This window comes from Coleofasciculus sp. C1-SOL-03 (assembly GCF_040220555.1).
Lineage (GTDB): Bacteria > Cyanobacteriota > Cyanobacteriia > Cyanobacteriales > Coleofasciculaceae > Coleofasciculus.
On sequence record NZ_JAVJUO010000131.1, the window covers coordinates 165,020 to 180,922 of the forward strand.

Annotated in this window: 14 protein-coding genes and 1 pseudogene; 10 read left to right on the forward strand and 5 right to left on the reverse strand. The window is 44.7% G+C overall.

The annotated features are described in order from the left end of the window. Positions 1 to 3: 3 nt before the first annotated feature. Positions 4 to 297: a hypothetical protein gene (locus tag RIE73_RS20905; RefSeq protein WP_446403013.1), complete on the forward strand. Its 294-nt coding sequence runs from the start codon at positions 4 to 6 to the stop codon at positions 295 to 297. 173 nt (positions 298 to 470) lie between these two features. Here the strand turns inward: RIE73_RS20905 and RIE73_RS20910 are convergent, their stop codons facing one another. Next, on the reverse strand, positions 471 to 1,136 hold the full coding sequence (locus RIE73_RS20910) for a hypothetical protein (protein WP_446403014.1): 666 nt from the start codon (positions 1,134 to 1,136) through the stop codon (positions 471 to 473). A 176-nt stretch (positions 1,137 to 1,312) separates the two neighbouring features. On the opposite strand from RIE73_RS20910, the gene RIE73_RS20915 reads away from it, so the two are divergent. Continuing rightward, positions 1,313 to 1,642: a hypothetical protein gene (locus tag RIE73_RS20915; protein WP_446403015.1), complete on the forward strand. Its 330-nt coding sequence runs from the start codon at positions 1,313 to 1,315 to the stop codon at positions 1,640 to 1,642. A gap of 344 nt (positions 1,643 to 1,986) precedes the next feature. Here the strand turns inward: RIE73_RS20915 and RIE73_RS20920 are convergent, their stop codons facing one another. Then, on the reverse strand, positions 1,987 to 3,546 hold the full coding sequence (locus RIE73_RS20920) for a SagB/ThcOx family dehydrogenase (RefSeq protein ID WP_446403016.1): 1,560 nt from the start codon (positions 3,544 to 3,546) through the stop codon (positions 1,987 to 1,989). A 442-nt stretch (positions 3,547 to 3,988) separates the two neighbouring features. Between RIE73_RS20920 and RIE73_RS20925 the strand changes: the two genes are divergently transcribed. The 3 genes and pseudogenes from RIE73_RS20925 (at position 3,989) to RIE73_RS20935 (ending at position 6,654) form a co-directional block, all read left to right on the forward strand. Then, positions 3,989 to 4,552, forward strand: a complete 564-nt coding sequence (locus tag RIE73_RS20925; protein WP_446403017.1) for a pentapeptide repeat-containing protein — start codon at positions 3,989 to 3,991, stop codon at positions 4,550 to 4,552. Positions 4,553 to 4,733: 181 nt separating this feature from the next. Beyond that, positions 4,734 to 6,043, forward strand: a pseudogene (gene dcm, locus RIE73_RS20930) (DNA (cytosine-5-)-methyltransferase). Next, a complete protein-coding gene (locus tag RIE73_RS20935) occupies positions 5,989 to 6,654 on the forward strand; it encodes a nuclear transport factor 2 family protein (RefSeq protein WP_446403018.1) in 666 nt (221 codons plus the stop codon). Before dcm ends, RIE73_RS20935 begins: the two are co-directional and overlap by 55 nt. Before the next feature lie 231 nt (positions 6,655 to 6,885). Here RIE73_RS20935 and RIE73_RS20940 read toward each other — a convergent pair whose 3' ends face one another. Then, complete coding sequence (locus RIE73_RS20940; protein WP_446403019.1) at positions 6,886 to 7,950, reverse strand: potassium channel family protein; 1,065 nt, start codon at positions 7,948 to 7,950, stop codon at positions 6,886 to 6,888. A 221-nt stretch (positions 7,951 to 8,171) separates the two neighbouring features. Here RIE73_RS20940 and RIE73_RS20945 point away from each other — a divergent pair, with 221 nt between their 5' ends. Continuing rightward, positions 8,172 to 9,461 (forward strand): ABC transporter substrate-binding protein, encoded by a 1,290-nt coding sequence (locus tag RIE73_RS20945; protein WP_446403020.1) that lies wholly within the window; start codon positions 8,172 to 8,174, stop codon positions 9,459 to 9,461. Between the two features lie 135 nt (positions 9,462 to 9,596). Beyond that, positions 9,597 to 10,280, forward strand: coding sequence for a class I SAM-dependent methyltransferase (locus RIE73_RS20950; protein ID WP_446403055.1), 684 nt, complete (start codon positions 9,597 to 9,599; stop codon positions 10,278 to 10,280). 125 nt (positions 10,281 to 10,405) lie between these two features. On the opposite strand, the gene RIE73_RS20955 is transcribed toward RIE73_RS20950, so the two are convergent. Continuing rightward, positions 10,406 to 10,987 (reverse strand): Uma2 family endonuclease, encoded by a 582-nt coding sequence (locus tag RIE73_RS20955; RefSeq protein ID WP_446403021.1) that lies wholly within the window; start codon positions 10,985 to 10,987, stop codon positions 10,406 to 10,408. A gap of 440 nt (positions 10,988 to 11,427) precedes the next feature. Between RIE73_RS20955 and RIE73_RS20960 the strand changes: the two genes are divergently transcribed. From RIE73_RS20960 to RIE73_RS20970, 3 genes are all read left to right on the forward strand, one after another. Continuing rightward, positions 11,428 to 12,816, forward strand: coding sequence for a GTP-binding protein (locus tag RIE73_RS20960; protein ID WP_446403056.1), 1,389 nt, complete (start codon positions 11,428 to 11,430; stop codon positions 12,814 to 12,816). Positions 12,817 to 12,930: 114 nt separating this feature from the next. Then, on the forward strand, positions 12,931 to 13,590 hold the full coding sequence (locus RIE73_RS20965) for an SDR family oxidoreductase (protein ID WP_446403022.1): 660 nt from the start codon (positions 12,931 to 12,933) through the stop codon (positions 13,588 to 13,590). 73 nt (positions 13,591 to 13,663) lie between these two features. Beyond that, entirely contained in the window at positions 13,664 to 14,662 is a 999-nt protein-coding gene (locus RIE73_RS20970; RefSeq protein ID WP_446403023.1) for a glycerophosphodiester phosphodiesterase, read from the forward strand. Between the two features lie 203 nt (positions 14,663 to 14,865). Here the strand turns inward: RIE73_RS20970 and RIE73_RS20975 are convergent, their stop codons facing one another. Beyond that, complete coding sequence (locus RIE73_RS20975) at positions 14,866 to 15,024, reverse strand: hypothetical protein (RefSeq protein WP_446403024.1); 159 nt, start codon at positions 15,022 to 15,024, stop codon at positions 14,866 to 14,868. Positions 15,025 to 15,903: the final 879 nt, after the last annotated feature.

The window sequence follows — 15,903 nt, forward strand, 5'->3', positions numbered from 1 at the left end:
TTTATGACTACTCTACCTACATTGATTCGTTCCCTTGCTTTAACAACCCTGCTCAGCTTTACTGCTCCTGTTGTCCTTTTCATGGGCTTTTTCGCCTTTCTGTGTACGCTGAGCTGGGTTCCTGGCTTGGAAACTCTCGGTCAAACAGGCGCCAACGATGTGTTGCAATTTCTGGCAATTTTTGGTAACGGCTGTTTTGTGGAAGGGCTGATCGTGATTGGCTTGACCTGTAGCTTTGTAGCAGCCTTATTTGATACCTACGCCTTCTATAGCTATCAGCATCTTAATGACCACTAACGTAAACCATTGTAACCAATGATTTCCTATACTCGGTTAGATTGCTTTAGGCAACCTGGTTATGGTGTAATCCATCTTCCATCACGGTAAACCACCCCGTCTCGTAGGAGGGCGGGGTTGACAATTCACGTTAGCTCTTTTCAGGGTGCTGAAACCCTTGCAATGCCGTTACTTTAGGTCATGCTTTTTCCTAAAGGGGATGCTCCCATCGAAGCACCATTCCCACCATGTAGACGGGTGAGGAATTCCGCGAATTGAGTAAAAGTCATTCCGGTTAACCCTGCAACTAACATCCACGTTATCCCTAAACCCACGACTTCGCTCAAGAAAAGATGGGTGACGTGACGCAAAATTCCGCCAACAATCCAACCTATCGCCAAACTGATCGACCAGTATAGAATATTGGCAAAAATCCATCCCCACGCTTTGCTAACATACTGTCTGAGAACCCACCATTGCGCCATTCCCAGGATTAGCCCCAGGGTAGCTCCATCAATGACTCCATAAACTAACCGAGGGAAAAGACGCAGGGTTCGGGGAGCAAACCAACCGATGAACCCAAACGAACTCAACCCAATGACTCCCCAACCGAGGAGGCTGGCAATAATCCACCACCAAGCGGAGGAAAGATGTCGTCTTAACACTAGCCATTGGGCGAATCCAATGATTGTGCCACCAATGATTCCCTCAATCAGATTAATATCTGGTCTTTCTCCAATCTCAATCCAAAATAGGCTTGCCACAAAACCCAACAGCGTTAGTAATACCCACTGCAACCAGAAGCTACAGCGAGTTTCGATGGGTTGGGTTGGGGATTGATAGTTAATGGTTACTGGCACGCTGATGATAAAACTTAAGAATAGTTTAACCTAAATTAGCAAAATTTAGTCCGAAGGATATCACGATTAGTAATGGTGGAGGAACCCCTCTGGAGTGCAGACGGCAAGAAATTAAACACCCTATCCGGACATCAAGATTGGGTAGAACGTGTCAGCAGGTTGGTCGAGGTGGCGTCATGGCATTATTTTTAATAACATCTGTATGTGATGAAGGCGTTTACGAAAGCAACTTCAAAGTTGTTGAGGCTCCATCTAAAGAAGCGATCGCTCAAGATATGCTTGATAACCCCTATCGGTGGGAACAATTTTTACGCAGTACCACTGTATGGTGGGATTTGACGTACTATGAGTATAAGTATGGAGAACCACGAGGCTGGAGTCCCAAAGAACTCCTGGAGCAGATTAATAGTACCTATGTTGATGGAGATAGTTATTTCCAAGTCCGAATCCATGAAATTAAGACGATAGAAAAGGTTCATGACAAATCCGGACAAGATGCTAGCTAGATAAGGGTTGCTGTCTTTTAACCTAATTTTTGTCCTAACCTCAATGCGTAGTGCTATAGTAAGCTGTTCGGCATTTAAATTGGGATACCTAAAACCCTGAAAGGCAACAGGCAACAGGCAACAGGCAACAGCTAATACACAATTTAAATGCATTTTAGCTTAGTCCATTTTAATGGACTTAAGCTTTTAGCCAAGAACTTGAGTTCTTGGCGGGTGTCGAGGCTTACCGACAAAGATATATGATATCCGATTAACGTTTCTTTTGTCCTCAAATATAACGAAACCCGCTCCCTATAAATGCAAGGACAAATGACGAATAACAAATGACAAATGACCAATAACCATCAACGTCTCGGACGCCCCAAAGTAGTAATATAGAGAACCGCCTCATCGGGTGGAATCCCCAAAACCTCATTCACTTGCTGATCAAAGAACCCGCCAATACCACTCACCCCCAAGGTTAAATAAATCGCCGCTAAATTGAGCCGTTGTCCCAAATGACCTGCATCCAAATGCAGGTAACGATAAGCGCGATCGCCATACTTTGCCACAGCTTTGTTTAAGTCAGCGGTGTGAAAGAGAACCACACTAGCATCTCGCCCTAACTCTTGTCCCAAACACAAATAATGTAATTCTCGCCGGAAGTTTTTAAAGCGGATTTGCCGCAATTCTTGGGCTTTGGGTGCGTAGTAATAGCAGCCTTCGTCTAAACCCGCTACTCCTGAAATTGCCACAAAGGTTTCAATTAAACTCAGATCAAAATAATCGGGTGAACAATCAAATCCTTGCTCACTGTAGTGTTGCGGTTGATAGGTGAAATCAAGCAGCAAGTTAAGTTCATCTAACGTTAGCGGCGCACCACTGTAAGCGCGAGTGGAGCGCCGTTTGAGAATCGTGTTTTCCAAGGCTTGAGGCGCATAGCCTTCCTCTGTCATGCTACCCCATTGAATCGGTGCTGTAGCCGTGGAGATTTTGGTACAGAAGGGAAAATTATACTTATCTTCACCTAAGTTTTCCGACTCTGAATCCTCCGATGGTGGCGATTTGATTTGTTCTTTATCCGTTGGTTCAATTTGTGTTGCTTGGTGCAGGTAAGCCAGCAATTCCCCATCAGGAAGTTCAGGATAGTCAACCTGTGTCGCTGACGGTAAAGCAGTAGGCTGAGAGGGGTTGCTTTGTCCCTGAAATTGATCAGCGAGGGGAACAACTGCGATCGCGCCTTCTTGTTCCGGGTTAAGATAAAGCAGATCATTCACCTTCTGATCCACAAAGCCCCCAATCAGAGAGGGGCGATACCCCGTTAACGCACCCGCCAGTTCAATATTGCCCAACAAATGACCCGTATCCAGAAACACTCGCCGATAGGCGCGGTCTTCATAGCGCCAAGCCGAACGATAAAATATAGCAGTGGTGATAATCGCCAGTTCTGTTGTCTCTAAGCTAGGATGCTGGAAGCAAGCCTCCTGTAGCGCCGACCAAACCTCGCTATCCCAAAAACGCACCAGAGAATGGCTAGGACACTGATAGTTATACAATCCCGGCGATAATATAGAGGTTCCCCGAGAAATTAAATAGACTTCCGCTGGATACAATCCCCCCGCCGACGGCGCCGCCCTTAAATAAACGGGAGGTCCTATCATGGTTGCCATCTTAGCCGTTAAGCCATAGCTGCACAACAGCAACCGTGACAACCGCCACCAACGTTTACCCGGTTCCTGGGCGAATGCTTGGGGATCTTCTTTTAGATAGGGCTTCAGGTCAATGGTCGTCCCTAGTTTATACTCTTTAAAGGGTATCGGTTGATTGTCCCAGTCTAGTCGCTTATTTTTGGACGCGATCGTCTCCGGATCGTATTTGGTGCGCTCGTGATAATGTTGTGCGATCGATAATTGGGGGTTGGACATAGTTTTTTCAGGATAGTGTTCGCTCTGGCTTTTATCTAGAAGTGTTTAATATAGCTGTCGTCATATAAGAGTTAATCATTTTCAATCTTGATCATAAAACATCCCTGGATAGATTACCAAACCGACTTTCATGATTCATGATTATTAGGATGAAAAATATCGTCATTTGCCTATCTAGAAACCCAGTTGATTAGCCCTGATTTTGAAGACTTGACTGATACGCTCAAGCTAGAGTTTATTTATCACATATATTTCTTCCTGTCAATCTATATCAAGGGTTAAACATAAATTGTGATAATCCTTAAAAAAAAATTAGAAATAATGTAGCTTTTGCTACAATGCCTTACAATTTATACAGGGTTTTAATCATAAATCTCTACTGACCTGATCAGGCAGATTAAATTGGGAAGAGGAAGCACAAGCTTCCAGAGTCACAGAACCGATGGAGAAAATTGGTAGAACAGAGTTACTAGCTCAATATGCTAGGGGTAGACGCGACTTCAGTGCAATGGATATCAGTGAGGCGGACTTATTTGAAGCTAATCTACAAGGCATTAATTTGAAGGAATCTAATTTACAAAAAACTTACCTACCTTACTCTAATCTCAGTCAAGCTCAACTGCAACAAGCCAAACTACAAGCGGCTGAGTTAAGCGATACTAAACTATGCCAGAGTAATCTATCTCAGGCAAATTTACAACAAGCGAATCTATCAAGAGCAACATTACGTCATGCCAATTTACGGGGTGCTAATTTAGCCTATACCAATTTACAAGGGGCTGATTTAGGCAATGCTGATCTAAGCGATGCGAATTTGAATTATGCTAACTTAAGCGGTGCTAATTTAACCAAGGCAAATCTAAGTCAAGCTCAGTTAAAGGGAGCAATTTTTTTTCGCAGTCATAATGTTAATTTTTCTAATGCTTATGTCGATTGTTCAACTATTTATCCAGATGGACATCGACATGATTGTAAAGCATCGCCAGGAAATCAATTTCCTGGCTAAAAGCTAAAGTAAGCTAAAGCTTACTATAGTTAATGTTCCCAGTTATTTTATCCTTTTATATAATGATATAAAAAATCAGCTTAAAAATTAATTATAAATTATCATTAATGTAACAAATAATTGATAATGACTCCAAAGTCTCGAAGAAGTAAGGAATTAAAATTATCTATCTATGTAGCTCATGACTAAGATCCGGTTTATTGATTTATTTGCAGGTATAGGGGGTATGCGCCTAGCCTTTGAACAAGCAGCTAACACCTTAAATTACAAAACTGAATGTGTTTTAGCAAGTGAAATCAGTCCAGATTGTCAATGGGTTTACAAAAATAATTTCAACCATGAGGTATTAGGAGATATCCGAGCAATTAACCAATTACCACCCCATGATTTTTTATTGGCAGGTTTTCCTTGTCAGTCCTTTTCCTATGCGGGAAAAAAGGCGGGATTTGGAGACACGAGAGGAACATTGTTTTTTGAAATATTGAGATTAATCGATACCTGTAAACCTCAAGCGTTAATTTTTGAAAATGTTCGCGGTCTTTATACTCATGATCGGGGTAGAACGCTAGAAACAATCAAGCATGAAATTCAAGAGCGAGGCTATAGCTTTGATACATTTCTGCTAAACAGTGCTAATTTTGGATTACCGCAAAACCGGGTTCGCCTGTACATGGTCGGGATTTTAGGGGCTTCGCCAAAATTTGAGTTAATTTCTGATGTGGGTCCGCCCGATTCCCATTCTTATAATTGTCAGCAGCTATCCTTATTTAATCCCTTGAGCCAACCAGTTGCTGTGGCTGATATATTAGAAGATAATCCTGACTCTAAATATGATTGTTGCCGGAGTTTGTTGAAGCCCTAAAAAATCGGTTAAACAATAATTTAACTCAATTGCATGGTCGGCGGCTGATTGATTATCGTGGCGGAAATTCTCTGCACTCCTGGGAACTGGGTTTACGGGGAAAATGTAGTCCAGAAGAAATTGAGTTAATGAATCGTTTTATTTTGAAGCGTCGGAATAAAGTATTCGGTCGTAATCAAGATGGTAAGTTGCTTAGTCGAGAGCAAATCGCTAGCTTTTTTAATCATCCTCATTTAGAACAAGTTCTTGATTCACTTGTGGCTAAAAAATATTTACAAATTGTTGATGGCAAATACAAACCTGTATCAGGAAACTTCTCGTTTGAGATTTACAAGTTTTTAGATCCCCGGAAAATATCAGTCACGTTGGTTGCTAGCGATGCCAATCGATTAGGAATTTATCACAATCATCGTGTTCGGAGAATAACACCGCGAGAAGCCGCCCGTCTCCAGGGATTTCCCGATGAGTTTATTTTGCATCGTAACGATGATAAAGCGTACTATCAGTTGGGCAATTCTGTCAGTATCAATGTTGTGGAAGCTGTTGCCCGCGACGTTATTTTGAATACATTATCATGTCAACACACCAACAAAAGTCCGATGACGCTAAACTCTCTATCTGGAAAGTGATTATTGGGAACATGTCAAGTTTGCACAAAATGTTCCAGCCAACCAAGGGAGTTGGGCGAGTTGGGTTTCGTTCCTCCACCCAACCTACAACGTTGACATGCACCGTGATTCTCGGCGCGATCGCGTTGGCTATCTTGAGTTACTCTAGCCTTACAAGTAGCGCAGTTGCGGCTAATCTGCACTCCTGTTCTAATTTATCGAAGGGTAGTATTATAGCGATGCTCTCACCAGACACCAAACCCATAAAACCAACGATTCCAGAACTGATCCAACGGCAAGCGCAAGCTTGGGAAACGGCGGATTCAGATAAAATTATCGCTGATTTTGCCGAAGATAGTGTGTTTATTGTCCCTGGTTCTCGATTCAGGGGTAAACAGCAAATTCAAGCAGCAGCAGAGGATTATTTTGCCCAAGTTACAGAAACTCAGATTACTATTAACACCATAATTGTTCAGGGAAATAAAGGAGCCGTAGAATGGATTTGGCGTCAAAGAAATAAAGAAACAGGTGAATTGTCAAAAGCTGAGGATGCCATTATATTTGAACTTGATCAAGGAAAGATTACATACTGGCGAGAATATATGGATAATATAGCAAAAGGCAGAGGGTAGAGGGCAGAAGGCTCCAAGGGAAAAGATTGACTGGTCAAGGTTTCAGCGTTGGGCTTTGTCCTAATCGCCTTGGCGACTGCTATAAATCTCAGTAGTCGGAAAAAAGAAAACAGCACGCCCACGCTTGTTTTATAAACAAGCCTCAAACCCTTACAAAGGACGAATGACGAATGGCATAAGACATAAGACAAATGACGATCCCTGCCGTTAACTGTTATTGCACCTACCGACTTAACCATGTTTAGGTCGTCGTACCCAGTGAGAACGCAGGGGGCTGAGAACACGGTTGAGTAGGCGAATTTGTTCGGCTGTCCCCATGCAGATGAGAACATCTCCAGAGAGTAGGGGGGTTTCACCATTAGGTCCAGCAATCAGATTGCCATCGGCGCGGCGAATTGCCAAAACTAATGCCCCGGTTTGCGATCGCAAGTGGGCTTCCCGTAGGGTTTTTCCGGTAAAAGGACAGCTTGAGGGATCAATTAGAAATTCTTCCATGTAAAATGAACGATCAGCCCCCGTGATAATCCCATCGACAAAGTCCATCACCTGGGGTCTCAGGGCAGCCGATGCCATGCGTTTACCCCCAGTGATGTAGGGAGACACCACCGCATCTGCACCCGCACGCTGCAGCTTTTTCACGGCGTCTTCAGAACTCGCCCGGGCAATAGCGCGGATTTTGGGATTGAGGGTTTTAGCAGAGAGAATGGTATACAGATTTTCTGCATCAGAGGGTAACGCCGCCACCAAACAAATTGCCTTTTCGATGCTCACCGCCTGTAGGGTACTATCTAAAGTGGCATCCCCTTGAGCAACAATATAACCCAATTCCCGCGCCTCCTCGACCTGATCCGCTTGAGAGTCGATGATCACAAATGGAATCCCCTCCGCCTTAAATTCTAGGGCAATCTGACGCCCGGTACGCCCAAAGCCGCAGAGGATATAGTGGTTGGTTAAGGTATCAATCAAGCGTCGTCGTTGCCTCAGTCGAATTCCTTGTTGAAAGTAGCCTTGAATCAGGGCTTCTGTAAAGCGATTGACGATATAACCAATGGCGATAAGACCCATGAAGATCAGGGAAATGGTGAACAGCCGTCCGCGATCGCCCAGAGGATTCGTCTCGCCATAGCCAACGGTTGCCAGAGTAATAATCGTCATGTAGGCAGCATCTGACCATGACCACCCCTCCACCAGTTTGTACCATAACGTACCGATTAGAGCGACTCCCAACAGGGCGAGTCCACCACCAATCAGTTCTTTCCGCAGGCGTTGGTATTTCTCTTCCAGGGTTGAATACACGCAGATGAATGATGGATAACTAAGTAGTCGGACAAATTAACGTTAACGGTTGAGATTAGGGAACAGCTCATCTGGCAACAGGCAACAGTAAGGATTTGAGGCTTCTTAACCTTTCTTAGTACAGCCTACAGAATTTAGGTTCAGGTACTTATTCCCATAGTTAAGCTATTTTCACAGTAAAATAAAATTTCTGCATTGCGTCCCTGGAGTATAGAGAACGGATGTTCATTCCCAAAATCGGTAAACTGACCTGTTTATGCCTGAGTTTATTGATCCTGTTAACCGCTTGCAGTTTTCCGGGAGAACAGTCAAACCCAACCGTGACACTCATGGGTACGCTAACCGGGAAAGGAATTCAAGAAGTGCAACAAGTAGTCGCCCCCTTTACCGAGGCGACGGGGATAAAGGTAAAGTATGAGGGAACGGATGCATTCACCACGGTGTTACCTGTGCGGGTTGACGCCGGAAATCCACCGGATCTCGCCCTGTTCCCCCAACCCGGTTTAATGGCAGACTTTGCCAAAGATGGGAAACTGATACCCATTGAACAAATTTTGTCGCCCACCCAATTGTCAGAAGCCTTTTCGCAGAACTGGCTCAACTTAGCGCGGGTTGATGATACCGTCTATGGTATCTGGTATCGGATATACCTAAAAAGTTTAGTCTGGTATAGCCCATCCGCCTTTGCTGAAAAAGGGTATCAAATCCCCAAAACCTGGGATGAAATGATGGCACTGTCTGACCAAATTGTGGCAGATGGGGGCGTTCCTTGGTGTATTGGTTTCGGCAGTGGTGAGGCAACGGGTTGGGTGGGCACCGACTGGATCGAGGATATCATGCTGCGAATCGTGGAACCCGAGGTTTATGATCAATGGGTGAACCACGAAATTCCCTTCACTCATCCAGCGGTTAAAAATGCCTTTGAGAAGTTTGGTACGATTGCCTTAAATCCTGACTATGTGGTTGGGGGGAAAACGGGTATTCAGAGTATTTTCTTTGGGGATTCACCCAAGCCACTTTTCGAGCAACCGCCCGGATGTTATCTGCATCACCAAGCTACGTTTATTTCCTCGTTTTTCCCCGATGATGTGGTGTTGGGAGAAGATGTTGATATTTTTCTACTTCCCAGTATTGAGCCGGACTTAGGTGTGCCGTTGTTAGTGGGAGGACAAATCATCGGTATGTTTAATGATACTCCAGAGGCACGGCAGTTAATGGAGTATTTGATTTCTGTGGAACCCCATGAAATTTTAGCCGGAATCAAAGGGTCAATTTCCCCCCACAAACAGGTGAGTTTAGAGGTTTACCCTGATCAGGTGACCAAACGTCAAGCTAAACTCTTATTATCGGACGATGAACTCATTCGTTATGACGCTTCTGATCTGTTTCCTGGCGCTGTAGGAACGGGGACATTCTGGACAGGTGTTATCGACTATGTTTCTGGGAAAGATTTGGATCGGATATTGCAGGATATTGAGGCAAGTTGGTCTAATACAAATAGTAGTAACTGAGTGTGTGGGGTGTGGGGTGTCGGGTGTCGGGTGTGGGGTGTGGGGTGTCGGGTGTGGGGAACAATTGAACCAAAAGGATTAAGATCACCAACTGTTTTACTCGGATCGGTTTATCGATCGAATAGAGACTATTTTATGTTTGAACAACAACCCGAAGGATTACGGCAGAAAGTCAAAAGTTTAGCAACAGAAGCGCTAAACAAATCCGATCCCTCCGGATGGTTTGATCGCTTATATTCCCAAGCCAATGGTAATCCCCAACAAGTACCGTGGGCGCGTTTGCAACCCCATCCCTATTTCCAGGATTGGCTGGATAAAAATAAGCCAAAAGGGAATAATCGCTCAGCTTTAGTGATTGGCTGCGGATTAGGCGATGATGCAGAAGCCTTGGCTAGACTCGGTTTCAACGTGACAGCCTTTGATATTTCCCCAACCGCGATCGCATGGTGTCAGCAACGGTTTCCCAATTCCCCAGTTACCTACCTTGTCGCTGATTTGTTCGCCTTAGATCCGGCTTGGCGTCATCAGTTTGACTTGATATTAGAATGCCGAAATATCCAATCATTACCCTTAAATGTACGATCAACCGTGATTGATGCGATCGCGTCTTTGGTGGCTAAGGAGGGAATCCTATTAGTCATTACCCGATTTCGCCAGACAGAGGCTGAACCCGATGGTCCACCTTGGGCGCTTTCTGAGAGAGAACTTGCCCAATTTCAGGACTTAGGATTAGAGGAAGTTCACCGGGATAGCTTTATTGAAGCCGAGAATCCTTCTGTGGAACAGCTGCGGATTGAATATAGGCGATCAAGACAGTAGAGAGGTTCCATGCAACGTCTGGAACACTCACGTTACGCCACATACCGTGAACGTGAAAGTTAAGATATCCTGTAGGGTGGGTACTGCCCACCAGCCTACCAGTCAGTGTCATTCGACTTACTATTTCAATCAGATAAAATTCCGGTCAAATCCAAGACAAATTCAGGCAGAATTGATTCTCCCGATAAAGTCGTCGGCTGGTTGAGACTTTCTACAGCTTGATTAGGGCGATAAATCTCTACCATTTGCCGCTGGGGATCAATTAACCAACCCAATAGTAAACCATGTGCCAGATACTCTTGCATTTTTGCCTGAATATCTTCTAACTCATCACTCAAAGAACGTAACTCTACTAAAAAATCAGGACACAGGGGGACAAACTTTTTCCATTGTTCTGGGGTTAAAGCTTGCCAACGATCTAATCGTACCCAAGCCGCATCCGGAGAGCGAATAGCACCATTCGGTAAGCGAAAACCTGTAGACGAGTCGAACCCTTCACCTAAACCAGTTTGTTGATTCCAGAGCCAAATTTGACCCGTAAAGCGTAAATTTCGTCTTCCGGTATCACCCCCAGTTAATGCCATAACGACTAATTCTCCTTGTGCAGTTCTTTCAAATTTTAAGTCTCGATTGGCGCGGCAAATTTGCTCAAACTGTTCATCGGTAAGGGTGAGGGTGGGACGTAAGTTTAAGGTGATGGCTGTCATAGCGTTTTCGATGATAAGCGGTTATTAACATGATAGAAAATTTGCCGGATGGGGGATGCGATCGGTTCGTAGTTGCGCTTTAGCGCCGGTCAAAGTTCTGGTGACTTTTATTAAAGTAGGCAGATCAGGGATAATCGGTTCGTAGTTGCGCTTTAGCGCCGGTCAAAGTTCTGGTTATTTTTATTAAAGTAGGCAGATCAGGGATAATCGGTTCGTAGTTGCGCTTTAGCGCCGGTCAAAGTTCTGGTTATTTTTATTAAAGTAGGCAGATCAGGGATAATTGATTGGGTAGGGACACGATACTATCGTGTCCTGATATATCTTGGCTATGCCATATTATTCCTGGAAAAAGCTAGGATCGAAGTAAGCACAACCCTAGCGCAGGAGGTAGAATTTTGACGAACAATTCTCCCGGTTCCAACCAAGACTGGGATTGGGCAATGTGGAGTGTTGACGCAGTTCAAGGGGAACTCCACTACAAACGCGCCCAAGACTCCTTGCGTGAGTTAGTTCGCAATCTCGACTTAACCCCCCAAGAACAAGCGGGGTTGGAGTCGGAAGTTGAGGATTTAACCAACCTCTTGGACAAACTCGAACACAGTTGTGTGCAAATCGCTGCCTTTGGTATGGTAGGACGGGGCAAATCCTCGGTACTGAATGCGTTATTAGGACAATCGGTGTTTGAAACCGGGGCATTACATGGGGTGACTCGCAATGCTCAAACCGCGAATTGGCAGTTAAGTCAGGAAACCTTGGCAAATACAGATCAGGAAATCCTGCGCGTGGCGTTACCCAGTATTGGAGAATCCCAAATTCAGTTTATTGATACGCCAGGGATAGATGAAGTTCATGGAGAAACCCGTGAGGCGTTAGCGGTAACCGTTGCTAGACAAGCGGATCTAATTCTATTTATTATCGCTGGAGATATTACCAAAGTCGAATATGACGCCCTGTCTCGATTACGAGATAGTGGTAAACCCATGCTACTCGTCTTTAATAAAATAGACCAATATCCCGAAGCCGATCGCGAGGCGATTTATCGTAAAATACGGGATGAACGGGTGAAACAGTTACTCTCTCCGGCTGAAATTGTCCGCGTGGCGGCTGCACCCTTAGAAGCAGTAGCCGTGCGTCGCGCTGATGGTAGCCGCACGATTCAACGCCGTCAGGGAACACCCCAGATCGAAGAATTAAAGCTAAAAATACTGGAACTATTGCACCGGGAAGGTAAATCCTTAGTCGCCCTCAATTCGATGATGTACGCGGGTGAGGTAAATGAACAACTGGTGCAACGGAAAATGGCGATTCGGGAAGAAAGCGCCAATCAGATGATCTGGAAAGCCGTGATGACCAAAGCTGTCGCGATCGCACTCAATCCAGTGACGGTTCTAGATCTACTCACTGCAACGGTTGTAGACGTGGTGATGATTCTAGCATTATCTCGCCTCTACGGTATTCCCATGACTCAGCAAGGCGCGGTGGGATTACTCCAGAAAATTGGCTTGAGTATGGGCGGAATTGGTGCGAGTGACGTGTTAGCCACATTGGGATTGAGTAGTATTAAAGGATTGTTAGGGCTTTCCGCACCTGCAACCGGAGGGGTTTCGTTAGCGCCTTATTTATCTGTCGCCATGACGCAGGCGGGTGTCGCGGGGGTTTCCACCTATGCGATTGGACAAGTGACGAAAGTTTATTTAGTTAATGGTGCCTCATGGGGAGAAGATGCACCGAAAACTGTCGTTCGTCGCATTCTGGCGTCATTAGATGAAACCTCAATTCTCAATCGGATTAAAGGAGAATTGGCAGCTAAGTTAGGTAGTACCTCTTGATCTCAACCGAGTGAAGTGTTTTCCAATGAGAACCGCTATATCCCAACCGCTTGGGTAGTGTTGTGATTAACCATATCTGGCACAATAGCGTAGGAACAAAAATTATGGATAAATATGGCAACGTATTTAGTAACAGGCGCAAACCGAGGTATCGGCTTAGAGTTTTGCCGACAGCTAACTGAACGAGGAGACACGGCGATCGCAGTTTGTCGCCACACATCTGAAGCCCTCGACAGCTTGGGAATCCGGGTGGAGACGGGGATAGACATCACCTCAGATGACTCCGTTGCTGACTTAGCATCACGTTTAAAGGATACTCCTCTGGATGTATTGATTAACAATGCCGGAATTTTGCGGAAAAATACTCTCCCCCAGCTTGACTTTGATGCCATTCGGGAACAATTTGAAGTAAATGCGTTAGGCGCGTTGCGTGTAACCCAAGCTTTACTCCCCCATTTGGGTAAGGGTGCTAAGGTGGCGATTATGACTAGCCGCATGGGTTCTATTGAAGATAACACTTCAGGTAATTCTTACGGCTACCGCATGTCTAAAGTCGCCGTTTCCATGGCGGGTAAATCTCTGTCGATTGATTTAAAACCCCGGCAAATTGCGGTGGCTATTCTCCATCCGGGTATGGTGAGTACAGACATGACGGCTCATCATGGGATTCCTCCTCAGGAAGCTGTTCAGGGACTTTTAGCCCGAATCGATCAGCTTAACTTGGAAAATTCTGGCACGTTTTGGCACGCCAAGGGGGAAGTATTACCGTGGTAAGTTAAGGGGGGTGCATGTAGAGACGTAGCCTGCTACGTCTGGGGACAATAAAAAGAGGGCTATATATATAAGGATGCGATCGCGTGATAAAAATTCCCGTCCTCTGGTGATTGCTCACCGAGGCGCAAGTGGCTATCGTCCCGAACATACCCTCGCCGCTTATGAGTTAGCGATACAGATAGGGGCGGATTACATTGAGCCGGATTTGGTGATGACGCAGGATGGGGTATTGGTGGCGCGTCACGAGAATGAAATCTCTGGGACTACCGATGTGGCGACTCGTCCAGAATTTCGCGATCGCCAAACCACTAAAATAATTGATGGGCAAACTGTCACGGGTTGGTTTACTGAGGACTTTACTCTGGCAGAACTAAAAACTCTACGAGTCAAAGAACGATTACCTCACCTGCGTTCGCCAGAATTCGATGGGTTGTTTGATATCCCTACTCTGGTAGATATTATTGAGCTAGTTCAACGCCAAAGTGCTGTCACTGGATGCATGATTGGCATTTATCCAGAAACCAAGCATCCCACCTACTTTAACGCGATCGGACTCTCGTTAGAAGAACCGTTGGTAAATATCCTCAACCAGTACGGATTGGGCGATCGCACTTCCCCTGTGTTCATCCAATCCTTTGAAACAGCGAACTTGAAAGCGCTCAAGCAAATCACCGATGTATCCTTGGTACAGTTAGTGAATGACATCGGTCAACCCTACGATTTTATTTCTCATCCTCAACACCATGACAATAGCAATCGGACGTATCGAGATCTGGTAACGCCTCAGGGGTTAAGGGAAATTGCTGATTATGCAGATGCGATCGGAGTTAACAAACGCTTAATTGTACCCACGGGGGCGGATGGTTACTTATTACCCCCCACCTCGTTACTCGATGACGCTCATGCTCAGGGTTTGCAGGTTCATGGTTGGACATTCCGCAATGAAGAGGTTTTTCTCGCCCCCGACTATCAAGGTAATCCTGAGTTGGAGTATCAGCAATTCTATCGGCTGGGAATTGATGGACTTTTCAGTGACTTCCCAGACACAGCGCTCCAAGTGAAAAGAAGTTAAGAAAAATTAATTTTTTTAAAGTTAAAGTCTTGAGTGCATGGGAATTTTTTCACTCAATTATAAAAGTACAAATGAACTAATTAAGCATATATAGCATTACGGGCATACGTTAGGACATTACCCTGTTGCCTATTGCCTATTCCCTATTGCCTTGTCACCTAATTTTATTGTCCTAACCTGAATGCGTAGTGCTATAACCCTTACTATCCTTGAATTATAGCAGTCGCCAAGGCGATTAGGACAAAGCAAAATGCGCCAAACCTTGACCAGTCAATCTTTTCCTTTCTGCCTTCTGCCTTCTGCCTTCTGCCTTCTGCCTTCTGCCTTCTGCCTTGTCTCCACCGATAGCGTAAGTATTCCACCGGACATGATATGACTTCCCTTTCACCGAATTTTCACGATCAAGATTTTTAATGAGGTGGATGTGAGTTCAAGGTAAGCATGTTGCTGAATCAAGGTGATGGGGTTAAGTGTATTTCCGCCAGAAATGGACTGAAAGGCAAGATTCATGGGAATTACCCGCTATGCAGATGTCAAGGGCATGTCTGGAACAACCTGCCAGGGAAAAGGGTCTATCTTCAGGCAATTAAGTAGAATCACTTACTCGTGACCCAGTTTTCAGGAAATGTGAAGCTAAATCATGTAAATAACCTTATAGGAACTGTGATGTTACAAATTATTGCGTTACACTTCTTTATATAAGCAAATCTTACATTACATTTCTTAGCATAAACTTACTTTGTCAAAAAACTCTGACAAGAGAATAAAAAGCAACCCTTCTACCATAAGGATTTCATCGTTGCAACTCCCTGACGAAGAATCGTATAGATCTCACTTTGACGGAAAAGGAAAGTCGTGTCCCCCTCTGAATAGTTCAACCCAACTCCATTGACAGTCGTAACTTAAATACCACTAAATCCAGGATGTATTTCAAATGTATTTCGGTTCAACTACAGTCATAGTCTATAGTCTACGGTTTTGTGTCTTACGTAGAATTTTATCTAGCGCCGTAACTTCGGTGTACTTCTTGACCTATCACTTCTGTAAAGAAAACTTAACTCATAAGATGCCCTTATTAAGGGTGTATGAACTCTCAATGAAGCTTTGATAAAGTTCTTGGATTCGGTATTTTCTCTTGCTATAGTTTAATTATAGAGCAGTGGCAGAAAAAGATTTCTCTCAAATTTCCACTAATCGGGTGCGCCACTGACAGGGTAACTCCAACAACTGAATAAAAAGTC